This is a genomic window from Candidatus Pelagadaptatus aseana (assembly GCF_040362265.1).
GTDB lineage: Bacteria > Pseudomonadota > Gammaproteobacteria > Pseudomonadales > Cellvibrionaceae > Pelagadaptatus > Pelagadaptatus aseana.
Genome location: NZ_BAABNJ010000006.1, coordinates 188905 through 211178, shown reverse-complemented (window position 1 = coordinate 211178; position 22274 = coordinate 188905). Strand labels below are relative to the sequence as shown.

The window sequence follows — 22274 nt, the reverse complement described above, 5'->3', positions numbered from 1 at the left end:
TAACAGAAAGCCCACGACATCCCTATATGACGCTCTACGATTTAATGATCGCTTTTATTCTGGTCCTGATTGGTTTGATCATCTGGCAAAATGCCGGCTTTCGCGATCGCGCCCTCGGGCTTGCCAAGCAGCAATGCGAACATCGTGACGTTCAGTTACTGGATGACACCGTCTCACTCAAAACCCTGTGGTTTGGCAAAGACCGGCGGGGCAATATTGGTCTTCGCCGCGTCTACGAATTTGAATTTACCGCCACCGGGGAAAGGCGCTACCGGGGCGAAATGAGCCTGCTGGGCACCCGACTGGAATCTGTGGAGTTGGAACCCCACCAGTTTTCGCACTAATGGCGGCAGTGGATCAATTCAGCCAGCAGCTTGATACCAGGTTCTATGTCCTCGGTTTTAATGGACGAATAACCCAGTCGAAAACAATTCTTTTTGGGACTGTCATCAAAAAACAGCGGCTCGCCGATTTCAAAGAACAGACTGTTGCGCAGCGCCCGCTCCTGTAACGCCTGCAAGTCCAGATCCTCTGGTCCCTCTACCCACAGAGAACTGCCACCCGTGGATTCGGAAATCACCATTTCCGGCAAGTATTGCTGCAGTGCCGCCATCAGGCATTCAGAGCGCTCACGATAGGTCTGGGTCAAGCGCCGCAACAGGGTGTCGTGATAGCCTCCGGCGAGAAACAGAGCCAGAGCCCGCTGGTTGTTAGCCGGAGGGTGACGCAACATCAAATGCCGCAAAGCTCTGGCTTTGTTAATCAACTCGGCAGGCCCCACCATAAATCCAATACGCAGTCCCGGCGACAGGGTCTTGGAAAGGCTACCGACATAGATCACCCGATTGCCGTGATCCAGACTCTTGAGAGCCGGGGCCGGATGGCCATGGAAATTGATTTCGTTTTCGTAGTCGTCCTCGATAATGATCTGATCGTGCAGCTCCGCACTTTGCAATAACGCCTTGCGCCGTTCCATGGACATGGTCACGGTCGTCGGCGCCTGATGGCTGGGCGTGACATAAACATAGTCACAGGACTCCAGTGCCTGATTCACCACCACCCCTTCCACATCGATGGACAGAGGCACAATGTCGGCATTGACCAGTTCAAAGTTCTTGCGCACATCGGCGTAACCGGGATTTTCCAAACCCACCCGAACACCGGGGGAGGCCAGTAACTGGGCCAGCATATACAGTGATTGCTGAGTGCCCAGCGTAACCAGAATTTCATCACTGCCGCAGCGAATGCCACGGCGCGGCAACACGCGCGAGCGCAACTGCTCGATCAGCATCGGATCATCGGCATCGGCACTGTCGCCAAGCCAGTCGCGGGTCAGCAAATTACTGGAGGCCTGACGCACACACTCGCGCCAATCCGCCACAGGGAACAGCTCAGGATCCAGCTGACCATAGATAAAGGAGTAGCGGCAGTGGCGCCACTGTTTGGTCATCTTGATGTGAGCCGGCGGTTGCGGATCGATCCTGAATCGACTCTCCCAATCTGCCGCCCGGGTAGTTGAGGTAACTTCTGCGGAGCGAGACAGAATGGCATCCACGTCCAGTATCACCGACTGCACTTCAGGATTGACAAAATGGCCCTGCCGCTCGCGGGACACGATGTACCCCTCCTCCAGAAGCTTTTCGTAAACAAACACCACCGTGTTGCGCGACACCTTGAGGGTCTGCGCCAGTTTGCGATTGGAGGGCAGCGGATCACCCGGTGCCAGATGACCATCGAGAATAGCTGAAACCAGCATTTCCTTGATTTGTACCTGCAGGCTCAGGCCGGGCTTGGGTTCGAGATAAAACAGATGCTCTTTCATTAACTTATTCATTGTCAGCTACGGGTGTCGGTATGCCTCAGACACCCTTGCTGGATCAATGCCTGATAACAGCCTGAGTGTGCTGCCAAACTGAAATGGCACGCAGGGTTTCTTTCAACGCATGACTCATTTCGCGGTTGATATTCAGCAGCGATGAAATGGCGACCGAAGACTCATTTAATGCGCGGTGGTACACCAGCTCATCCATTTTTTGCTGATGCTGATCGGATGCTTTCTGTAACGCCTCCATGGACTCCTCAACAAAGGCCAGCTCACGAGGCTCTGTCACCAGCCCCACCAATTCTTCAATCAGTTTCTGCAAAAACTGTTTCTGCTGCTGCAACAACTCCTGCCCCAACTCCGTGGGGTCGTCGGCCAACTCGCGAGTGTTGTGCTCAATATCTTTGAGGGTTTTGGCGGCGTAACTCAACGCTCTGCCCACCTGCATCATCTCGGCCAAAATCTGGCTTTGGTTATCGTCAAGCTTTTCCCGGTGCAGCGCTGAACTGAGTTTTAAAATTTTTCTTTCACTGGCTTTAATGGCTTCGTAGCGAGTGGAAAAATTGTGCAGCTCCAATTCATCTCTGGCCATTTGCGCGCGCTCATCAGCAAGGTTTAGATCGTCCGGGGAAATATCAAACTGCTCCATCAAATTGCACCAATGCCACTGCCACAACAGTGCGATTTGATGCTCCATGGCAGGCAGTGCCGCTTCCGGAATAACCTCGGGTAAATTTGCCAGATTTTCTAAGTCGTCTTCGGGAGAGCGAAACAGGGTTTCGATCCAGGCACTGTAGTATTTCAACAGCGGCAAAAACACCAACAGACCGATAAAGTTCATCAGACTGTGGAAGGCCACCAAACCATAGAGCGGATCTTCAATGCTGAACCAGGCCAATAACTGTTCGGCGTAAGGCAACAGAATCAAGAAGGCCGCAATGTCCACCACCAGATTGTAAAAGCAGTGAGAAAAAGCCAGCTGCTTTTTGATCGGGCTGCCGGTCAGGCTGCCAAGAATGGTGGTGCTGGTCGTGCCAAGATCGGCACCAATGACCAGGGCGATGGCCTCGGGCAAGGCAATCAATTCAGCATTCAACGCCGTCAACGTCATCATCATGGTTGCCGAGCTGGACTGAATCAGAGCCGTTACCAGAGCACCAACCAGAAAATAGACCCAGGGCGGCAAGCCCTGCAGCACACTGATATCCCACTGCTCGGGCAGGTCTGCCACGCTGTCTTTCATCAGCGACAACCCCAGCAGCAATAAGCCCAGCCCCAGAAAAGCCGTACCCGCCGCTTTCAAGCGCGGGGATTTATCGGAGGCGACGATCACGGCACCGGCCACACCGGTCATGGGGATGGCCATGGCTTCAAGATCCAGTTTGAAACCGAGGGTGGCCACCACCCAACCGGTAAACGTAGTGCCGAGGTTGGCTCCCAGCAACACGCCAATGGCGTTCATCAACGGGATCAATCCGGCACTGGCAAACGCCAGCACCAGCAGGCTGACCATGGAGCTGCTTTGCAGAATGGCGGTCACGGCAACGCCGCAGGCAGAACTTGAAAGGGGGGTGCTGGTCGCTTTGGGAATCCAGCGCCGCAGGGTGGCACCACTCAACATTTTGATGCCTGCTTCCAATTGGCTCATGCCAAACAGGAAAATGCCCAACCCAATAAACAACTGCCAGATGATGGTCGCCATTGGTGATTGCCCCTATGATTCAATCAGATCGTATTCGTCTCTGAGAATAGCAACGATTTCCGCTTTGGGGTTATCCGACAGAACGATCTTCTGCCCGGTAATTTTCTCGGCAATCCCGGTGTAGGTATTGGACACGGCCATCAGCGCGCCCATGGGCAATTCATTGTCCCGGGCCAGCGCCGAACGCTCATCCATCCGGTCTTTGTTGAGCAGGATATCCGGATCGTCAAAGTGGTTGAGAAGAAATTGACGGAAACCCTCTTTCGAGTTTTCCACAATTTGGCCGTCGCGGTAACTGGCACCATCCCAGATTCGGGAGGAATCCGGCGTACCCACCTCATCCATGTATATCAGTTTTTCATTGCCCGCCTTGTCGGTCACAAAACCAAATTCGAACTTGGTGTCGACGAAGATCTGATCCAGCTTTTCCAGTTCACCGCTGATCACAGCGAAACCTTCCTGCAACAGGGTTTCGTAGGTGGCAATATCGTCCGCCGAGCGAAAGTTGAAAGCGGCGAAGTGATCTTCGATATTCTGGCGGGTGATATTGACATCATCCACCTCGGGCACACCGGGGATGCCTGTTAAAATGCCCTTGGTGGACGGAGTAATCAGCAGTTCGGGTAACTTCTGATCTTTTTCCAGTCCCTCGGCAATCTGGATACCACAAAACTCACGCTCGCCCTTGGCATAGGCACGCCACATGGAGCCGGTGATGTACTGACGACAGATGGCCTCAATCATAACCGGCTTGGCTTTCTGTACGATCCAGACAAACGGATGAGGAATATCGAGAATATGGCTGTCGGCCAGGCCCTGCTCGCGGAACAGCTTGAACCAGTGATTGGAAATGGCATTGAGAGCGGCGCCTTTACCCGGTACTCCCTGCACGCCCCCTTCGCCAGTCCAGATGCAGTCGAACGCTGAGATTCGATCACTGATCACCATAATCGCCAGAGGCGCATCGGCGGCGACATCGTAGCCCTTCTCTGCAATCAGACGTCGGCTATCGGCTTCGGTCAGCCAGTAAACCGAGCGTACCTTGCCACTGTGCACCGGTTTATCGGTGCGTATGGGCAGGTCATCATTAACAGCCAGAACCGAGTCTTTCAGGGAGGCCGAAGTGGCATTAGTGCTCATAGAGAAATCCTGTAGAGAAAGCGACAATCTGCGTGGTGATTCCTGAGGGGCCCACAAGGTGCCATTGAAAAGCGGAGATTCTACCAGATTAGCGCTCTGTGTCGCATAAATTGGGCTATATTTGAGCCACTCTATAAAAACAAATGTGGCCCACCTTATGCTCGTCTCCTGGCAATCACGCGTCCATGTGACGGTCGTCTGGTTGATGCTGTTTCTAACGGTATCCGCGATCAGCCATGCCAGTGAAAGACCGGTTAGGAGCATTGCCTTTAGCTGTTCAGTTTCACCAGAATCACCACTGGGTAAGCAATTTCTGGGGACACTGCAACAAGCCCTGTCCCCGTTGGGCATCCATGTCACCCTGACCCAGATAGCCACCGACAAAGAACTGCAACTGATCACCTCGGGCCACTTCGATGGCAGCTGCGCCAGAGCTGCGAACCTCGAACAAGTCACCGGGGTCACTGGCCTTATCGGCACCCAGAGCCCGATCTACAACGGCAAGTACCACATCATCCGCAAGCGCAATGCCGCGAAACTCAATCTCAGTAAATCGAGAGTCGCCCTGCTCGCCAGCCATCAGTTTGTAATGCAAATCGTCCAGCAGCAGAAACCAGAATCCCTGATCCCAGCTGAAACAGAAATCGAGATCATGGAATTGCTCGACAGTGATCAGGCCGATATGGCTATCCTCTGGGAGGAGGGTATCTACCAGCATCAAGCACTGATGGGTGAAAAGCACATTGAAGTCGAGCATCTGTTTCTGACCCTGCCCCTGTTTTCCTATTTGACCGAGGCAAACCGGGATGTGATTGAAATCCTGAATCGACGCATCCCCATGATCACCCGAAAGTCGGAGACACAGTCCTATCAATTGACGCCGCCAGAAAAAGCCCACCCACACAGCATCAAGATGGTTTGCAGCATGCCTTTACAGGGCAGTACCTACACCCAACTGGAAAGCCTGTACCGAGCGGCGTTCAATAACCTGGGCTACAACCTGGAGTACCACTACATCCTCAGAGCCCGGGCCGTGGAGGAATTAAAAGCCGGCCGGGTAGACAGCGAATGCGCCCGCACCCAGCACTTTTCCAAGATCACCGAGGGCCAGGCAACCAGAGTAAACAGCATCGTCCTCACCGGCAGTATCGATGCATTTGCAAATCATAATAATCGCCAACTGCAAGGCTACGATGATCTCACTGGGGAGGATCGGGTCGCGTTTGTGCGCGGCACCCAGATGATTGAAGACAAACTGGTCGAGACTCCAGTACAAATTGTTCCGGTCACGAGCGCCGAGCATGGTTTGAAAATGCTGTCGGCCGGGCGGGTGGATTTTTACGTGGGTTTTAATCGGGAAACCCAAATCACCATTGACAAGATTCTGCTGGATACCCCTCTGTTTAATGTCGGCCTACTCGACGATGTCACAGCTTATCCGTTCCTGCACAAGCGCTACCAACATCTGGCGGTGCCGCTGGCGGCCGAACTGGAAAAAATCAAAGGACAGCCGCAGGATAAGTCCCGCTGAAATGAACAGAGTCATTTACACTAGTTAACCCAAACACCCTGAACTCGCTTTGGACCAACCGGTCCAATCAATAACCCGAATTTCTTGTCACTGCGTATAAATACCAATTGAATAACCGCCATAGGGGATTTAATCATGCATTTGAACCATTCACTGCGCCTGATGTTTGTCGCGATGTCGCTTTTCACTCTGGCTGCCTGCAGCAACACCGGCGTCAAAACCGAAGAAACCGCCAGTATCCCGCAACAGCCACAATCCAATGTGGTCTACACCCTGCCGGGTACCGACTTCAGCCAATACACCAACATCGTGTTTACCCCGCTCAACACCGATAACGTCAAGATCATCCCCCCTGCGGATACCCGCATGAAAAAACAGGAATGGGTACTGGACAGCGAAGATGTGAAGAGCATGCAGCGCATGTACGCCGAAGGCGTCACCGATGAAATCACCAAGAAGGGCCGGTTTACCAATATTGCCGGGCAAACAGAGCAAACCCTGATCATCGATACCGAATTGCTCAGCCTGTTTCCAACAGCTCCCAAGGACGATTTGAAAACCCGCCCGGCCAGATCCCGTTATTACACCGATGGCGCCGGCTCCATGACGGTGATGTTTACCGCCAAAGATGCACAGACCAATGACGTTGTGGCCCGCTTTGTTGAAACCCATGCCGACAGTGGCCGCATGCTCAACAACAGAATCAATAACCGCGCCGCCATGCAGCAGGCATTTCGCCGCTGGGGCTTTGAAATCCGACAAGGTCTGATTGAACTGTCAGAGCCCACCCAGTAAATTCGACCTACGTCATTGCGGCCCTTTTTGCTCCTGCAAAGCCTGCCGCAATGACAAGTAATAACTACCTCTTCCCCCTTCATCAACACCCCCTGATCACGTTATAATCCGCCCCCATTTTCGGCGCAGTAAACTGCCCGTTCCGCGATATTTAGACACTCCACCCTACAGGCGGCGATTTAGACAGACTATGGAAAAGACCTACCAACCCCAGTCCATTGAAACAAACTGGTACCAGACTTGGGAAAACAACGGCTACTTCAAGCCCTCCGGCGAAGGCAATCCCTATTGCATCATGATCCCGCCGCCCAACGTCACCGGTAGTCTGCACATGGGCCACGGCTTTCAGGAATCCATTATGGATGCCCTGATCCGCTACCACCGCATGCTGGGTGACAACACCCTGTGGCAGGTGGGCACCGATCACGCCGGCATCGCCACTCAGATGGTGGTAGAGCGTCAACTGGATGCCCAGGGCATTTCCCGTCACGACCTGGGTCGCGACAAGTTTATTGAGAAAGTCTGGGAGTGGAAGGAAGAGTCTGGCGGCACCATCACCCAGCAGCTTCGCCGTCTGGGTGCCAGCCCCGACTGGAGCCGCGAGCGTTTCACCATGGATGACGGTTTCTACAAAGCGGTACAGGAAGTCTTTATCCGTCTGTATGAAGATGGCCTGATTTACCGTGGTCAACGTCTGGTGAACTGGGATCCCAAGCTGCACACCGCCGTATCCGATCTGGAGGTTCTGTCCGAGGAAGAAGACGGTCATATGTGGCATTTCCGCTACCCCTTGACCGATGGTAGCGGCGAACTGGTGGTCGCCACCACCCGCCCGGAAACCATGCTGGGAGACTCCGCCGTCGCGGTACACCCGGAAGACGAACGCTACAAAGACATGATCGGCAAGACCATCACCCTGCCATTGGTCGGCCGTGAAATTCCGATCATTGCCGACGATTATGTTGATATGGAGTTTGGTACCGGCTGCGTCAAGATCACCCCGGCTCACGACTTCAACGATTATGAAATGGGTCAGCGCCATGGCTTGCCCCTATACAATATCTTTAACGACGATGCCGCCATCAATAACGAGGCACCGGTCAAATACCGCGGTCTCGATCGCTTCGACGCCCGCAAAATGGTGGTGGAAGATCTGGACGCGCTGGGCCTGCTGGTAAAAATTGATCCGCACAAACTCAAAGTGCCCCGCGGCGACCGCACCGGTGTGGTGATCGAGCCGTACCTCACCAACCAGTGGTATGTGAAAACCCAGCCGCTGGCGGACGAAGCCATCAAAGCGGTGGAAGACGGCGACATCGAGTTTGTCCCCAAGCAGTACGAAAACATGTACTTCTCCTGGATGCGCGACATTCAGGACTGGTGCATCTCCCGTCAGCTGTGGTGGGGTCATCGCATCCCGGCCTGGTACGACGAGGAAGGCACCCCCTACGTGGGTCGCAGCGAAGAAGACGTGCGCAAGAAACACAACATTCCCGAGTCTGTTGCCCTGAAGCAGGACGATGACGTTCTGGACACCTGGTTCTCCTCCGGTCTGTGGACTTTTGGCACTCTGGGCTGGCCCGAGCAGACCGAGATGCTGAAGACCTTCCACCCCACCAATGTGCTGGTGACCGGCTTCGACATCATCTTTTTCTGGGTTGCCCGGATGATCATGCTGACCCTGCACTTCAAGAAAGAAGTGCCCTTCAGCACCGTGTACGTGCACGGCTTGGTGCGCGATAACCACGGCCAGAAGATGTCCAAATCCAAGGGCAATGTGATCGATCCGATTGACTTGATTGACGGCATTGATCTGGAATCGCTGGTGCAGAAACGCACCGCCGGTCTGATGCAACCGCGCATGCGCGAGAAGATCGAGAAGCAAACCCGCAAGGACTTTCCGGACGGCTTCACCCCCTACGGTACCGATGCCCTGCGTTACACCTACTACTCGCTGGCCTCCACCGGCCGCGACATCAACTTTGACGTGGGTCGTATCGAAGGTTTCCGCAACTTCTGCAACAAGATCTGGAACGCTTCGCGCTATGTGCTGATGAACTGTGAAGTGCAGGACGAGCAAGGTAATCGCATTGAAGCCCAGGACTGTGGCCAAACTGGTAGCAGCGATTACGAACTGTCTGTCGCCGATCGCTGGATTATTTCCAAGCTGCAACTGGCCGAGAAAGCCGTTGCCGAAGGCATTGAATCCTACCGCTTCGATCTGGCCTCTCAAGCACTGTACGACTTTATCTGGAATGAGTACTGCTCTTGGTATCTGGAACTTTCCAAGCCGGTACTCAACAGCGACGATTTCTCAGCCGCCCAGAAGAAAGGCACCCGCCGCACCATGGTGCGGGTACTGGAAACCACCCTGCGTCTGGCGCACCCGCTGATGCCCTTTATCACCGAGGAAATCTGGCAGCGTGTTAAAGATCTGGCAGGAACAGAGGGCGATACCATTATGCTGGCCGCCATGCCCATCTGCGACGACAGCCTGATCGACGAGCAGGCCATGGCCGATGTGGAATGGCTTAAAGGTGTGATTGAAGGGGTGCGTAATATTCGCGGTGAAATGAATATCTCACCGGCCAAAAGCATTCCACTGTACTTTGCCAACGGCTCGGATAACGACCAGCGTTGTCTGAACGCCAACACTCAATTCCTGCAAAAATTGGCCAGTCTGGAATCCATCACCTGGCTTAACGCCGGCGACGAAGCGCCCATGTCCGCCACCGGCCTGGTCGGCGAGATGGAAATTCTGGTGCCCATGGCCGGCCTGATCGACAAGGACGCGGAGAGTGCGCGCCTCAACAAAGAGATCGACAAGATCAAAAAGGACGCCCAGCGGGTTGAAGGCAAGCTGAATAATCCGAAGTTTGTCGACAAGGCACCGGAAGCGGTGGTGCAGAAAGAGCGCGACAAGCTGGCGGATATGCAGTCGGCACTGGGTAAACTGGAAGAGCAACTGGTAAAGATAGCGGCACTTTAATCAAAACTGCTCATACCACGTCATTGCGAGGAGCGCAGCGCCAAAAGTAGGGCCTACGAAGGCACGCGGCAATCTCCCTGATCACCTGCCACAGGGAGATTGCTTCGCTGCGCCGGCAATGACGGGTACTACTGACCTTCCAACTTGCCTCTTACAAAGGACGTCAAGCGGGTCAATCCCCAATCACTGCCCTTGGCCAGAGCCTCATCCACGCTGGCGTCATGAATCTCATGGGCACCAACCGCAATCAGACTGCCTACCCGGTTACCACTGGAGCAATGCACCAGAACCGGCTGACCTGACAATTCCGCCAGCACATCATCCAGAATCCTGGCGTTATCCGAGGTAATACCGGGCTTGCCTGCGACAGGAATCGAGTGATACGCCATCCCCAGCTTCTCCACCAGCGCGGCCTCATCCCAATCCATTTCCGATCGCGGGCGCAGATTCACCACATGCTTAACCCCGGCCTTGGCAAGGGCCTCCAGCTGCTCTGCTGTGGGTTGACCACTGGCCAGAGTAGAGCCATTGACCACCTTGAGGTTCTGAACCCCCAGAGCGCCCACATCGTTCTGAGTAAAATCTACGGCCATGGTATTGGCAATGAACAGCAACGACGTCAGCAGCGTCAGTAAACTCAATTTAAACCGAGACATAAACAACCCCCTTAAAATTAGAAAAATCTAATATACCTGTTATTCAGGTGCAGATTCAATCAGACCAAAGTCCACCCTGATACGCTGATTGCAAATGATTACGTTGATTGCTAACTGACTGGATCAACCAACACTCGCTGCATGGTCAGCTCCAGTAGTCGAATGTGCTGCTGCTGATGTTCTTTATGTTGTTTGGCTGTATACAGTTGCTGCAGTGTCGGCAACGACATCAAATAGTATTGAATAGCGCCCAGCAACTGATAGATATAAGACAATGGGTGTACCCCGTCATCAAACAGACCCTGCTGCTGCCCATTGATCACCATGGTTTCCAGCTCGGTCAAAAACGGCTTTAAAAACCACTGTTGAGCGGTTTCAGCCCGATCGCGGTTGTCCAGTAGCTCCCGGCACAGCAGTAAGATAACCCGGATAGATTCCTCTTCCTCGCGGCTCATCTGCTGCATTATCGACTGTAACTGCAGCTGAGGATTATCAGAAATCTGCCTGGCCTGCTCCACCATAACCATCAACTGATCCGCTGCCCCTTTGAGCACTTCGGCGTACAGCTTTTCCTTGCTCGGGAAGTGATGCAGCAACCCCTGTTTGCTGACACTCACTTCCGCTGCCACATCATTAATGCTGGTGCCGTAGAAGCCCTTGCGGGCAAACAGAACATGGGCCTGTTCCAGTAGCTTGTCACGGGTTGTTTTGCTCACCGGCGTCCTCGATTTTACTAAAGAAATAATTAACGGTTGACAAGCTTACCGATCGGTAGGTAACTTGTAAACACAACCTACCGATCGGTAGGCGCATTTTAAGCAAGTTAAACAGGAGCTCACCATGGATCGCAGCAACGAAATCAAATTGATCAATGAATGTATTGAGAACCGTGACAATCGCACCACCTCGCTGGGCGATACCATCCACACTTCCAGAGCAGACCGCTATACCTCCTCTGAGCGCTTTGAACTGGAGCGCGATTACCTCCTGAAAAAACTGCCCATGCCTCTGGCCCATGTGTCTGAAGTGGCTGAGCCCAACAGCTATCGTCGAGTCGACACCCCCATCGGCCAGCTGTTGGTAACCCGGGACGAGCAGGGTAACAGTCATGTCTTTCACAACAGCTGCCGTCACCGCGGCGCGCGTCTGATCAATGACGACAAAGGTTGCAGCAAGCGCCTGACCTGCCCCTACCATGCCTGGTCTTACGGCACCGATGGTCAGCTCAATACGGTACCCGGTGAGAAGCACTGCTTTCCCGATCTCGATAAGCAAAGCCATGGGCTAGTGGAAGTGGCCAATGTTGAGAAGTACGGCTTTGTCTGGGCCTGCCCCAGTGCCACTGATACCCAGTCTGCCGAACAGGCCTTAGACGACCACCTCGGTGAGATGGGTAAAGACCTGCAGTGGATGGCAGGCGAAAACCTGAAAGCCTTTAAAAACACCACCAAGATCTGGGGTGGCAATTGGAAACTGTTTGCCGAGGGCGGGTTAGAAACCTATCACTTTGCCTTTGCCCATCGGAATACCATTGCCCCGCATTTCTACAACAACACTGCCGTGATTGAAAACGCTGGGAATCACTACCGGGTGATCATGCCTACCCGCAGTCTGGAGAAAGTAGAGGACACCCCAGAAGAACACCGCTCCATTCACGACTTTACCCACACCCTGTTTATGCTGATGCCCTACTCAGCTTTTCTGGTGCAGAAAGAACACGTAGAATGGATTACCTTTTTGCCGCTGTCAGAAGGAGAAACCCGGATATCCATCACCAGTCTGGTGCCCGGGGATGCGGATCTGGAAGACTTCCAACAGCGGAACCATTGGGATAAAAACCATCAGATCACCATCACCACACTGGACGAAGACTGGGAACTGGGCGCTTCGATACAGGATTCCCTGGCCTCGGGCGCGCTGGAAGAAATTGTCTATGGTAAAAACGAATGGGCGTTAAAAGACTTCAATAACAAGCTCGACGCCCTCATCGAACAAAATCAATCTGCCTGATCCGCTGAGCAATTTCATCACCCCATGCCTGATACCCCTCGGCATTGGGGTGATAACCATCTTCGGCCATCAGGTGACCAATGGTTTCGAATTGCAAGTCCAGATGGGTCCAGCCCTTGCTTTGACACAATTCAACCAACGCCCGGTCGAGTTTTTTTGAACGCCAACCCAACACCCGATTAAGGGGAAACGGCAGCAGAGGAAATTGGTTTAGCGGCGGCACACCGGTGCAGAGCACTTGTGTGTTATCGCCGGCAAATTTATCCACACAAGTCTGAAAATTATCTCGCCAACGCTGGATCGGGGTCAGTTTGGTGGCATCGTTTACACCAAAGGTAATCACCAGCACATCGGGACTTACTATCGGATCAGACCAATCCTGAACATCCCCAATTCGAGCGCCATTGCTGCCCAGCACCTGCCAGTCCCAATGCCCACCGGAGGCATTCAGGCCCGAGATAATGTTCGCGGTTAAGCCCTGCTGGATATTGGGCACACCGACACCGGCTACCGTGCTCTCACCAACGTGCAACAGAGCTTGCGTGCCGCCGTTGAGGTTCAAACGTACACCTTCAGCCTCGGGCAAGCGAATAGCGGTTTTACGGGTATAGACAGCCTGAGCGGCCAACAACACCAGCAAACACAATGGCAGCAACAGAAACCAGAACACCATCAGGATACTGAAATTTCGTAACCACCCATGGACACCGCCAGATCATCCAACTGCTGGCAGGTGGAATCAAAGGCGTTGTGAGTAGCGGCACCGTAACTGGCGAGAATGGAGGTGGCACCCCGATAACGCCTGGCTTTTACGCCCACTATGGCACCCGACTTTAAACGATTAAGAAACCGGTCGGCGGTTTGCCCCGACTCAAACTCAAACGCCATTTGAATTTCCATAACTGCATCTCAGGCCGTATCGATAAAGGCGGCATTCTATAGCGCCGCACTCTATAGTGCCACGCCCTCTAGAACATCATTGCCGATAGACAGCCCAAGATAACAGACAAGAAAAAGGTTAGGCGATCAAGCCTTCTGTGAGCGCAACATATCACCCAGAGCCTTGCCAAATACGGACGAACCGCGCAGGTACAAGCCGCCATCCACTTCGATCACCTGGCCGGTGACATAGCTGGACAGCTCGGAAGACAGCATCAGGCACATGTTGGCCACATCGTTTTTCTCACCAATGCGGTTCAACGGCGTGTAATCGATGGTCTCATTGAGTGAATCCTCGGAAGCCGACAGACGCTTCACGCCTTCAGTATCGGCAATAAAGCCCGGCACAACCGAATTGATCCGAATGCCTTCTCCGCCCCACTCCAAAGCCAGCACCCGAGTAATCTGATCCACACCGGCTTTGGCGGCACCCACATGGCCCTGAGCCTCACTGGCCTGATACCCCTGCGGCGCAGAAATATTGATGATACTGCTGCCGGGCTTTTTGAGATAAGGGTAAGCCCCCTTCATCACATGAATGGTACCCATCAGGTCAATCTCAACCACGGTCCGGAAAGCATTGACGGACATATCGGAAATAAGCGCCGGGAAGTTACCCGCGGCACCGGACACCAGTATGTCAAAATCCCCCAACTGCTCATGAAAGACCTTAAGACCCGCAGCAACCGCATCGGGATCGCGCACATCAAACGCCTGACCCACAGCCTTGGGCGCGCCTGCTGATTTCAGCGAGGCCACGGTATCGTCAACCTTGTCCTGACTGCGGCTGGCTACCGCCACACAAGCCCCCTGAGCCGCAAAGCGCTCGGCAATACCGCGATTAATACCGGATGTACCACCCACGACCACAACCACTTTGTCTTTAAAATCCAATGTAACAGCCATCTCAATTCCTCCGAATTCATAAGTTTGTGGCAGCCATTCTAGGCAACATAAAAGCCACCAGTCGTTAAACCAGTTTAATAATCCATTAAATTCATTGAAGGTGAATTTCACCATCTTGCAAGGCATTTGCAGTCAGACAGCATTCAGAACAATAATAAAAAATACGAATCATTATCCGGATAGCCAAACAATGATCCTTTACAATCACATGGCCATTTTTGCCCGGGTTGTTATGACCGGCAGTTTTACCCGAGCCGCCGAACAGTTGTCGATCCCCAAATCCACCGTCAGTCAGAAGGTAGCCCAACTCGAAAGTCAGCTGGGCGTCAGATTGCTACAGCGCACCACCCGCCAACTGTCCCTGACCGAGCAGGGTGAGTCTTTTTATCAGCACTGCCAAAACATGCTGCAAAGTGCCGAGCACGCCATTGAAGACGCTCAAGGCAAACAGGCCGAACCCAGTGGCAAATTAAAAATCAGCGCTCCGGTTGGCTTTAATATGGAATCACTGGCCGTGATCATCAGCCGTTACAACCAGCTCTATCCGAGGGTCTCGGTAGAGATTGTCTGCTCCAATGGCTGGTGCGATCTGATAAAAGACGGTTTTGATGTGGCCCTGCGCGCTGGTCCCCTGCAGGACTCCACCCTGATCTGCCGGGAACTGCGCCCCATTCAACGCTATCTGGTGGCCAGCCCGGACTACCTGAAACGCTTCGGCGAACCCAAATCCCTGCAGCAACTGATGGAGCATCAATGCATTGTCTCGCGCTATACCCCTCGCTGGAGTTTTGTTGCCCCTCAGGGCAGCAAAGTCATCACCCCACCCAAAACCATTGAAGCCAATGACCTGATTCTAATCAAACAACTGGCACTGCAGGGCTCAGGCATTGCCGTCGTGCACGACATCATGCTCAGCGATGAAATCACAACCGGTCAATTGCAGAAAATACTGACAGGCCACCCGCTGGAACCCCGCAATCTCAATCTGGTTTACCCCAGCCGGGAACTGCAGAGCACCAACCTCAAACGTTTTATCGATGTGGCTATGGCGGTTTACAGTCTGTCCCCCTAACCCCTCTCGTCTTACTGTTCACACATACAAACAATCTGTTCCAGTTTTCCGGCTTATTCACCAGTGCGCACAATGCTAACCTGCCCGCTCATCAACCCATTGAGCGAGCCGGCTTATGAGCAACACACCACCACTGGAACTCTGGACCTGGGCCACCCCCAACGGTTGGAAAGTCAGCATCATGCTCGAAGAGCTGATTGAAGCCGGTATCAAACTGCCGGACATCGACGTCAGGCACGTTGACATAGGCAACCGCGAGCAATTTTCCAAAGCGTTTACTGCGATCAGCCCCAATCAGAAAATTCCCGGTCTGGTGGACGGCGACCAAACCCTGATGGAAAGTTGCGCCATCCTCCTCTATCTGGCTGAAAAGTACCCCTCGCCATTGCTGCCTCAGGATGCGTCGCGCTGGCAGGTTATCCAGTGGCTGTTCTGGCAGGCCGCCGGCATGGGCCCCACTTTCGGCAACAAGTTGTCCTACACCCGCTATCTGGCGGATCTTCCTGAAGAACAAAAAAAACACCCACTGGAGCGTTTCAACAACGAAGCCCAGCGCCTGCTGCGCGTGCTCAACAAGCAACTGGAAGGCAAGGACTACATCTGTGGCGACAATTTCACCATTGCCGATATCGCCTGCTATCCCTGGGTCAGGGGCTGGAAGTGGAGCAAGATCGACATCACCGGTCACGCCAATGTGGTGGCCTGGGTCGATCGGGTCCGGGCCCGCCCCGCGGTGGCCCGTGGACTGGAATACGGTATCCCCAAAGAAGAAGTGGACCACTGGAAGGAAGACACCAAACAGCGCTATGCCAATCTGGGGGCCACCATTGCATCCAATACCAGCATTGCCTCTGATTGATCACCTAAAAATTTGGGGAAACAATAATGTTTGCATACATGATGATCGGCACCAACGATCGTGAAAAAGCCGTGGCATTTTACGATGCGCTGATGCCGGAGCTGGGCTTAAAGCGCTTTATGGATTTTGCCCACATCACCTTTTACGGCAAGAGCCTGGAGCAACCCTTTTTAGGCGTGTGCACACCGCTGGATAGAAACGATGCCAGTATCGGCAATGGCAGCATGATTGCTCTGGCCGCTGGCGATCCGGAAACCGTTGATCGCGTCTACCACAAGGCGCTGGAATTGGGCGCTGAGTGTGAGGGCAAACCTGGGGTGCGCCCGGCCGGTTTTTACTGCGCCTATTTTCGCGATCTCGATGGCAACAAATTCAATGTCTGTTGCCCCGCACTAAAAAAATAAAGCCGCGTCATGCATACATCCGAATGCGTTCTGATAATTATCTGGTTGCGCGCGTCAAATGACTGACCACCAGTATGGCCAACGTCGACAACACAAAACCCGGCACAATCTCATAAAGATCAAACCAGCCACCCTCCAGCTGTTTCCAGATCACAACCGTCAGGCCACCCACCAGAATACCGGCAAGACCCCCCCAGCGATTGATGCCCGGCCAGTGCAATGACAACAACACCGCCGGCCCGAATGCGGCACCAAAACCAGCCCAGGCATAGGCCACCAAGTTAAGAACCGAGCGGTTCGGATCCAGCGCCAGATACCAGGCCAGCAAGGCCACAGCGGCAACCGCCAGACGCCCCACCCAGACCAGAGAGCGATCGTCGGGCTTAGACCGTGTCAGCCGGCGATAGATATCTTCGGTTAACACCGACGAGCACACCAGCAACTGCGAATCGGCGGTGGACATGATTGCCGCCAGAATCGCTGCCAGCAGCACCCCGGCAAACACCGGGTGAAACAGCGCCTCCTGCACCAGAGCAATAAATACCGTTTCCGGATCGGCCAGAGGCTCGGCAAAATAGCCCAGCCCGGCCACCCCGACCAGAAACGCCCCGATCAAACCGATGGCCGTCCAGGTCACCGCAATGCGTCGTGCCGGTGCCACCGCCTCACGACTTTCAATGGCCATAAAACGGGCCAGAATATGGGGCTGACCAAAATACCCCAGCCCCCAGGCCAACAGGGATACGATTGCCACTGCTCCCAACGCTTCACCTTTGGCATTGGTCCAGATATCCAGCAAAAAGGGATTGGCATTGTGCAAGATGTCTGTGGGGGATTGATCCAATGCCTGAAACACCACCAAGGGCACCAGAACCAGAGCCGCAACCATGAGCAATCCCTGAACCATATCGGTCCAGGCCACCGCAAGATAACCACCAAACATGGTGTAAGACATCACCGCCAGAGCCCCCAGCGTCACCGCCCAGAAATAATCAAACTCAAACACATTGACGAACAGCTTGCCGGCGGCCACCAGACCGGAGCTCGCGTAAAACGTAAAAAACAGCAAAATAAAGACGGCCGATATGGCGCGCAGTAAAAAGCGATCATGAAAGCGGTTACCGAAGTAATCCGGCAGCGTCAGGCTGTCATTGGCCTTTTTGGTTGCCGTACGCAACCCGGGTGCCACCCATTGCCAATTGAGCCAGGTACCAACAAACAAACCAAAACCCAGCCAGAAAGCCTCCAGCCCCGCTGCATAGACATAGCCGGGCAACCCCAGCAACAGCCAGCCCGACATATCCGAGGCACCGGCCGACAATGCCGAAGGAAAGGCCCCCAGAGAACGGCCACCCAGAATGTAATCGGACAGGTTATCGGTACGGCGATAGGCCCAGAGTCCAATCCCCAGCATCACCAATAAATAAACCATAAAGGTCAGGACAATCATTATGTCGCTATTTATCATAATCCGGCTCGCTACAATCCCTGGTGAATAACATAAGATGTTGTTCCTGAAACCTGTTCAGCATAACTCATAACGACCGTTCCAAATTCTGCGCGCCATGAAAATAATAAAAACCTGTCTGCTGTTATTGATTGCTTTCACTATTGCCCTCACTGCGGTGACAGCCTTTTACCAGCCGCCTGCCCTGCATCGCGATGCTCCCCGCCCCTTACCCTGGACACTGCCCGACTATCGTAAAGCAGACAGCCATTGGCATGTTGATGCTCAGGGCCGGATTCACAATCAAGTGGAGCACTTTTTTCTGGAAGGCATCACACCGGACATGGTGGCCTGGTTTTATCAACAGCTGCCAATATCCACGGTTGAGCTCAATGGCGAGACCTATCCGCTCTACCATATTTTTCATCCGACCGAGCACGGTCGCATACAGGTGGTAAAACCCGCCCCGGATGGGACACCGGGAATAGCGAAAGGTGCCATCATCATGCGCGAGGAGTGGTTTGGGCCATTTGACAGCAAGGGAGCGGCCCTGATGACGGAGTTTTCCAACGCCGGCATGGTGGCCATCCCCAAAGTGGCAGACACCCTTGAGATAGGCCGGGTGGAACACGTTTATCAGGCCGAAGCCGGAGGCACCCGTTATCGGGTGAACGCCATCATCGGCTCAGATTTGCCCGTGCTGGGCCGAGTGATCAATGCCTATTTGAGAGCCCGGGTATTTCACCCCGAGCTGATGGCGCAGTGGCAGCGACATCAGATAGAAGAAGTCGCCAGTCTGCAATTTTTTCTGCCCGCGCTTTACGCCCAGCGACACAATCGTAGCAACCACTTCCAACTGACCATCAGCGAGTGATTACAGCGGGTCGGCAACCTCAAGTATTTGCGGTGACCACTGCACGCCGGAGGCACGGGAAGCACCCACATTAAGGATAATGCCCGGCAAGCCTTCGTTGTCATACAGGGTCAACACAACCCCCTGAGTGGCGAGGTCAATATTATCGGTTACCGTGAGTACCTTTGACTGCTCAGCGTACAACATCACCTCGGGCAGTGACGCTTGCGGCGAGAGAAAAATAACATCCGGTTGCACCAGCTCGGGCGCCTGGTTTGTTAAAACCTGCACCTGCAGAGGACGATCAGCGCTGTTATTCATTAAAGCCTCCAGCGTATTGGCCACTTTGACATTGCCAAGCACTAAAACTTTGACTGGATCCTGCAGGTCGAGATTTTCCACAAGTTCGAGTGATTTGAGCAACAGCACGGCGCTCATTTTTTCCGGCAGAGGTTTGGCAAGCGTCGGGCTCATCAATACCAGCATCGCAACCAAGACCACACCAGACAACCGCAGCCCTGCCAGCAATCGAGGCGCTGCGGTAAGGATGTGATGAAAGGCGCTGCTGGCAATCTTCATGGCCTACATCCGGTACATTACGGTCAGGGTGTAAATCCGCTCTTTGACATAGGGCAACAGTGAGTTCTGAAAACCATCAGCATCGATACTGAAGTCATCACCACTGGAAGCCCCTTCCACACCGGGTTGCAAAAATTCTTCCTCAAGCAGGTTTTCAACTTTGAACCCCAATTGCCAGGCCCGACTGTTGTAGAGCAAATGCGCATCGACCTTGGTAAAGGCTTCGGCCTTGCGATTGTCACTGCGCGATGGATTGGAATCAGCGCGCAGGGGATTTTCTGAGAACAGCTCCCGTTCGCTGACCCACTGGGTACGCAGATTGAGATTCCAGCGATTCGATAACGGCAGATTCAACAGAAGGTTAACCTTGTGAGGCGCCACATCGCCCTGGTCATCCCACTGGGAGTCCCAATTGCCCGTGTCGTTGTTGTATTGCTGGCTGGCTTTGGCATCGAGAAAGGTGTAATAGATCTGGCCACTGATCGGGGCCGCACGCTCGATAACATTATCAAAATGGAAACTGCCCCGATATTCCAACCCCTGAATGCGACGCTTGCCGACATTCTCGGCGCCGGCAATCACATTGTCATAACTGGCGACAAACAGTGACGCATCGTGCAGCAGATATTTACCCTGATGAATCGCAATAAATTCAAGATTTCTGGCTTTCTCAGGTTTCAGATCCGGGTTGGCTGCTCGCCCATTCCAACCGCCGTAGAGATCTTTGGCAGAGGGTTCCTGAAAGGCCTCGCCATAGATCAGTTTGAACGTGGTGTCGTGACGCCAGTGATAGATAAACGCCGCCCGCGGATTGAAATCCTGCCCGTAAGCACTGTTATCGTCCCAGCGCAGTCCCAGATTCAGGCGCCACTTACCCAGATCGTAGGCCACTTCACCAAACAAACCGCGATCGATGGTGTCCTGCACATTAAAGCCTGGAATCGAGTCACCGGTACTCGGCGGCAAAGGCAACGGGTTTAACGAACTGATGCTGTTGGCCGCCAGCACGCCAGAGCCATCGGAGCCAATGCCATCACTGGCGGTAGCCGCTTGTGCGGGGCACACCGCCGTGGCGTCGTAGTAGTTACAAATCAGGTAAAGCTTAGTGAGGGATTTCTGCTCGTATTTGATGCCGGCACTGACCAGCAGATCCTCGCGTAGCTGATAATTGTATTGCTGTTCAAAGCGCCAGGCGCTGTTGTCACTGAACCAGTCGCTGATGCTGACCGAGCCCGCAAAGGATTCCAGCCAGTTACCGCCCACGCTGTTTTCCCGATACAACAAACGGCTGGCCATGGTAAACCGTGTGGACCACTGATAATCGTGCTCAACATAGAGCTGCAGCGAATCGTGAACCCATGGCCCGCCTGGCTGGCCATCGGCAAACGAGTAATAGGGTCCATAACCCTCCTCCGTCTCCCAATAGATGCCTCCCAAAGTCCAGTTCTGATAACCCAGCTCACCGATAAAGCCCACATCCTCTGAACGGTCACTGTAGCTTCCAAGAGGCGAGCCATTGAACTTCTCAAAGCTTTCGACCACACCATTGACATTGATATCACCCACCGGGCTGGGATTCCCCGTGGCCGGATCATTGGCCAGACCAATACCCGCACCCCAGATCAGCGGATCACGCAGCAGCGCCTCGCGGGTGTAACCCCAATCGGCGTAATCGTCGATCCCCGCTTCATCGCTTTCAAACCAGCGGCCGCCAAGGTTGTACCAAAAATCACCACTGCGGCCGTTCACAGTCAGATCCACCGACTGGGAATCAAAGCTGCCACTGCGCACCGTGACCGAGGCATGGTGGTCACCATCCTGCAACCCCGCCTCATCGCGGGTAATCACATTGATCACCCCCAGAAAGGCATTGGCGCCATAGACCGCACTGGCTGGGCCGTAGAGCACTTCAATGCGATCCACCATATCCAGCGGGTATTGGCGTGATAACTGGGCCGAGTGATTCCAGAGGTTGTTATCCACCTTGCCGTTGATCAGAAACAGGGTGCGCTGTAACCAGGGGGTACGGTAACCCCGTTGGTAGGAGACCGCCTGCATGGTGCCATTGGTGATGACCGTATCAAATCCCGGCAAATCATGAAGCATGTCATCGAGACTGTCGTAACCGCGACGCTGTATGTCATTGGCGTCGATGACCACCATGGCTGCAGGCGCATTCTTAATGCTCTCACCCGCGGCAGAAGCGGTTTGTGAATCGCGATGCAACAGAGTTCGCTGCTGCATGATTTCCTGCAACGACAGCTGCTCCAGTCCGGAGTCTGCTCTGACCGCTGTCAGAGCTGTTAGCAGGTACAACGAAACACCGGTGTTCCGTAAAACACTGGTATTGCGTAAAAAGCGCTGTGTCATCATGATGAGGGTTTTCTGTCAGCCATCCAATCAGTCATCCTAGTGAACTCCAGCCTCATGACTCTGCGAGCATTTGCCGGATTCAACGACTACATTTGATTAGTACAGTCTTTATATTAGTCGCTGCACAACCGCGGTGCCTGCAATCTCTAAAAACTAACAGGCGGGAATTGCCGATACTTTCAGAGCCAAACATAGCC

General features: G+C 53.8%; 20 protein-coding genes. 9 read left to right on the top strand and 11 right to left on the bottom strand.

Translation table 11 applies throughout. From position 1 onward, the window contains the following. The first annotated feature begins 26 nt into the window (after window positions 1-26). The gene (locus tag ACPXV9_RS11150; RefSeq protein WP_423896969.1) at window positions 27-344 is read left to right on the top strand and encodes a DUF3301 domain-containing protein; all 318 of its coding nucleotides are present in this window, start codon (window positions 27-29) and stop codon (window positions 342-344) included. Here ACPXV9_RS11150 and ACPXV9_RS11145 read toward each other — a convergent pair. The 3 genes from ACPXV9_RS11145 to ACPXV9_RS11135 are packed head-to-tail and all read right to left on the bottom strand — an operon-like array spanning window position 341 to window position 4664. After that, window positions 341-1834 carry a PLP-dependent aminotransferase family protein gene (locus ACPXV9_RS11145; protein ID WP_423896967.1) on the bottom strand — a complete coding sequence of 498 codons (1494 nt, stop codon included), beginning with the start codon at window positions 1832-1834 and terminating at the stop codon, window positions 341-343. The genes ACPXV9_RS11150 and ACPXV9_RS11145 overlap by 4 nt on opposite strands. A gap of 43 nt (window positions 1835-1877) precedes the next feature. Then, a complete protein-coding gene (locus ACPXV9_RS11140) occupies window positions 1878-3524 on the bottom strand; it encodes a Na/Pi cotransporter family protein (RefSeq protein WP_423896965.1) in 1647 nt (548 codons plus the stop codon). Between the two features lie 12 nt (window positions 3525-3536). After that, entirely contained in the window at window positions 3537-4664 is a 1128-nt protein-coding gene (locus ACPXV9_RS11135) for a phosphoribosylaminoimidazolesuccinocarboxamide synthase (RefSeq protein WP_423896962.1), read from the bottom strand. Between the two features lie 157 nt (window positions 4665-4821). On the opposite strand from ACPXV9_RS11135, the gene ACPXV9_RS11130 reads away from it, so the two are divergent. The 3 genes from ACPXV9_RS11130 (at window position 4822) to ACPXV9_RS11120 (ending at window position 9979) form a co-directional block, all read left to right on the top strand. Continuing rightward, window positions 4822-6195, top strand: a complete 1374-nt coding sequence (locus ACPXV9_RS11130; RefSeq protein WP_423896959.1) for a hypothetical protein — start codon at window positions 4822-4824, stop codon at window positions 6193-6195. A 135-nt stretch (window positions 6196-6330) separates the two neighbouring features. Further along, entirely contained in the window at window positions 6331-6990 is a 660-nt protein-coding gene (locus ACPXV9_RS11125; RefSeq protein WP_423896956.1) for a DUF3313 family protein, read from the top strand. A 190-nt stretch (window positions 6991-7180) separates the two neighbouring features. After that, complete coding sequence (locus tag ACPXV9_RS11120; protein ID WP_423896954.1) at window positions 7181-9979, top strand: valine--tRNA ligase; 2799 nt, start codon at window positions 7181-7183, stop codon at window positions 9977-9979. Between the two features lie 128 nt (window positions 9980-10107). Here ACPXV9_RS11120 and ACPXV9_RS11115 read toward each other — a convergent pair whose 3' ends face one another. Then, entirely contained in the window at window positions 10108-10635 is a 528-nt protein-coding gene (locus ACPXV9_RS11115; RefSeq protein WP_423896951.1) for a fused DSP-PTPase phosphatase/NAD kinase-like protein, read from the bottom strand. 110 nt (window positions 10636-10745) lie between these two features. Further along, the gene (locus ACPXV9_RS11110) at window positions 10746-11351 is read right to left on the bottom strand and encodes a TetR/AcrR family transcriptional regulator (protein WP_423896949.1); all 606 of its coding nucleotides are present in this window, start codon (window positions 11349-11351) and stop codon (window positions 10746-10748) included. Window positions 11352-11475: 124 nt separating this feature from the next. Between ACPXV9_RS11110 and ACPXV9_RS11105 the strand changes: the two genes are divergently transcribed. Continuing rightward, the gene (locus tag ACPXV9_RS11105; protein WP_423896947.1) at window positions 11476-12645 is read left to right on the top strand and encodes an aromatic ring-hydroxylating oxygenase subunit alpha; all 1170 of its coding nucleotides are present in this window, start codon (window positions 11476-11478) and stop codon (window positions 12643-12645) included. Here the strand turns inward: ACPXV9_RS11105 and ACPXV9_RS11100 are convergent. The 3 genes from ACPXV9_RS11100 to ACPXV9_RS11090 all read right to left on the bottom strand — a co-directional run bounded on the left by ACPXV9_RS11100 (window position 12620) and on the right by ACPXV9_RS11090 (window position 14490). Beyond that, on the bottom strand, window positions 12620-13318 hold the full coding sequence (locus ACPXV9_RS11100) for an SGNH/GDSL hydrolase family protein (protein ID WP_423896944.1): 699 nt from the start codon (window positions 13316-13318) through the stop codon (window positions 12620-12622). The two genes, ACPXV9_RS11105 and ACPXV9_RS11100, sit on opposite strands and share 26 nt — an antisense overlap. Beyond that, window positions 13318-13545 carry a hypothetical protein gene (locus tag ACPXV9_RS11095; protein ID WP_423896942.1) on the bottom strand — a complete coding sequence of 76 codons (228 nt, stop codon included), beginning with the start codon at window positions 13543-13545 and terminating at the stop codon, window positions 13318-13320. Before ACPXV9_RS11095 ends, ACPXV9_RS11100 begins: the two co-directional genes overlap by 1 nt. Before the next feature lie 126 nt (window positions 13546-13671). Further along, on the bottom strand, window positions 13672-14490 hold the full coding sequence (locus ACPXV9_RS11090; RefSeq protein WP_423896940.1) for an SDR family oxidoreductase: 819 nt from the start codon (window positions 14488-14490) through the stop codon (window positions 13672-13674). Between the two features lie 190 nt (window positions 14491-14680). On the opposite strand from ACPXV9_RS11090, the gene ACPXV9_RS11085 reads away from it, so the two are divergent. The 3 genes from ACPXV9_RS11085 (at window position 14681) to ACPXV9_RS11075 (ending at window position 16825) form a co-directional block, all read left to right on the top strand. Further along, the gene (locus ACPXV9_RS11085) at window positions 14681-15562 is read left to right on the top strand and encodes a LysR family transcriptional regulator (RefSeq protein WP_423896937.1); all 882 of its coding nucleotides are present in this window, start codon (window positions 14681-14683) and stop codon (window positions 15560-15562) included. A gap of 115 nt (window positions 15563-15677) precedes the next feature. Continuing rightward, entirely contained in the window at window positions 15678-16421 is a 744-nt protein-coding gene (locus tag ACPXV9_RS11080; protein WP_423896935.1) for a glutathione S-transferase family protein, read from the top strand. Window positions 16422-16447: 26 nt separating this feature from the next. Then, window positions 16448-16825, top strand: coding sequence for a VOC family protein (locus tag ACPXV9_RS11075; RefSeq protein ID WP_423896933.1), 378 nt, complete (start codon window positions 16448-16450; stop codon window positions 16823-16825). Window positions 16826-16862: 37 nt separating this feature from the next. On the opposite strand, the gene putP is transcribed toward ACPXV9_RS11075, so the two are convergent. After that, window positions 16863-18275, bottom strand: coding sequence for a sodium/proline symporter PutP (gene putP, locus ACPXV9_RS11070; protein WP_423896931.1), 1413 nt, complete (start codon window positions 18273-18275; stop codon window positions 16863-16865). Between the two features lie 115 nt (window positions 18276-18390). On the opposite strand from putP, the gene ACPXV9_RS11065 reads away from it, so the two are divergent. Continuing rightward, window positions 18391-19146: a hypothetical protein gene (locus tag ACPXV9_RS11065; protein WP_423896928.1), complete on the top strand. Its 756-nt coding sequence runs from the start codon at window positions 18391-18393 to the stop codon at window positions 19144-19146. Here the strand turns inward: ACPXV9_RS11065 and ACPXV9_RS11060 are convergent, their stop codons facing one another. Then, a complete protein-coding gene (locus tag ACPXV9_RS11060; protein WP_423896926.1) occupies window positions 19147-19704 on the bottom strand; it encodes a YfiR family protein in 558 nt (185 codons plus the stop codon). It lies immediately after the preceding gene. 3 nt (window positions 19705-19707) lie between these two features. After that, on the bottom strand, window positions 19708-22077 hold the full coding sequence (locus ACPXV9_RS11055; protein ID WP_423896923.1) for a TonB-dependent receptor plug domain-containing protein: 2370 nt from the start codon (window positions 22075-22077) through the stop codon (window positions 19708-19710). Between the last annotated feature and the right edge of the window lie 197 nt (window positions 22078-22274).

Coding starts and splice junctions, on each gene's coding strand:
- ACPXV9_RS11150 (WP_423896969.1), top strand. CDS start 27: ATGACGCTCTACGATTTAATGATCGCTTTTATTCTGGTCCTGATTGGT.
- ACPXV9_RS11145 (WP_423896967.1), bottom strand. CDS start 1,834: ATGAATAAGTTAATGAAAGAGCATCTGTTTTATCTCGAACCCAAGCCC.
- ACPXV9_RS11140 (WP_423896965.1), bottom strand. CDS start 3,524: ATGGCGACCATCATCTGGCAGTTGTTTATTGGGTTGGGCATTTTCCTG.
- ACPXV9_RS11135 (WP_423896962.1), bottom strand. CDS start 4,664: ATGAGCACTAATGCCACTTCGGCCTCCCTGAAAGACTCGGTTCTGGCT.
- ACPXV9_RS11130 (WP_423896959.1), top strand. CDS start 4,822: ATGCTCGTCTCCTGGCAATCACGCGTCCATGTGACGGTCGTCTGGTTG.
- ACPXV9_RS11125 (WP_423896956.1), top strand. CDS start 6,331: ATGCATTTGAACCATTCACTGCGCCTGATGTTTGTCGCGATGTCGCTT.
- ACPXV9_RS11120 (WP_423896954.1), top strand. CDS start 7,181: ATGGAAAAGACCTACCAACCCCAGTCCATTGAAACAAACTGGTACCAG.
- ACPXV9_RS11115 (WP_423896951.1), bottom strand. CDS start 10,635: ATGTCTCGGTTTAAATTGAGTTTACTGACGCTGCTGACGTCGTTGCTG.
- ACPXV9_RS11105 (WP_423896947.1), top strand. CDS start 11,476: ATGGATCGCAGCAACGAAATCAAATTGATCAATGAATGTATTGAGAAC.
- ACPXV9_RS11100 (WP_423896944.1), bottom strand. CDS start 13,318: ATGGTGTTCTGGTTTCTGTTGCTGCCATTGTGTTTGCTGGTGTTGTTG.
- ACPXV9_RS11095 (WP_423896942.1), bottom strand. CDS start 13,545: ATGGAAATTCAAATGGCGTTTGAGTTTGAGTCGGGGCAAACCGCCGAC.
- ACPXV9_RS11090 (WP_423896940.1), bottom strand. CDS start 14,490: ATGGCTGTTACATTGGATTTTAAAGACAAAGTGGTTGTGGTCGTGGGT.
- ACPXV9_RS11085 (WP_423896937.1), top strand. CDS start 14,681: ATGATCCTTTACAATCACATGGCCATTTTTGCCCGGGTTGTTATGACC.
- ACPXV9_RS11080 (WP_423896935.1), top strand. CDS start 15,678: ATGAGCAACACACCACCACTGGAACTCTGGACCTGGGCCACCCCCAAC.
- ACPXV9_RS11075 (WP_423896933.1), top strand. CDS start 16,448: ATGTTTGCATACATGATGATCGGCACCAACGATCGTGAAAAAGCCGTG.
- putP (WP_423896931.1), bottom strand. CDS start 18,275: ATGATTGTCCTGACCTTTATGGTTTATTTATTGGTGATGCTGGGGATT.
- ACPXV9_RS11065 (WP_423896928.1), top strand. CDS start 18,391: ATGAAAATAATAAAAACCTGTCTGCTGTTATTGATTGCTTTCACTATT.
- ACPXV9_RS11060 (WP_423896926.1), bottom strand. CDS start 19,704: ATGAAGATTGCCAGCAGCGCCTTTCATCACATCCTTACCGCAGCGCCT.
- ACPXV9_RS11055 (WP_423896923.1), bottom strand. CDS start 22,077: ATGATGACACAGCGCTTTTTACGCAATACCAGTGTTTTACGGAACACC.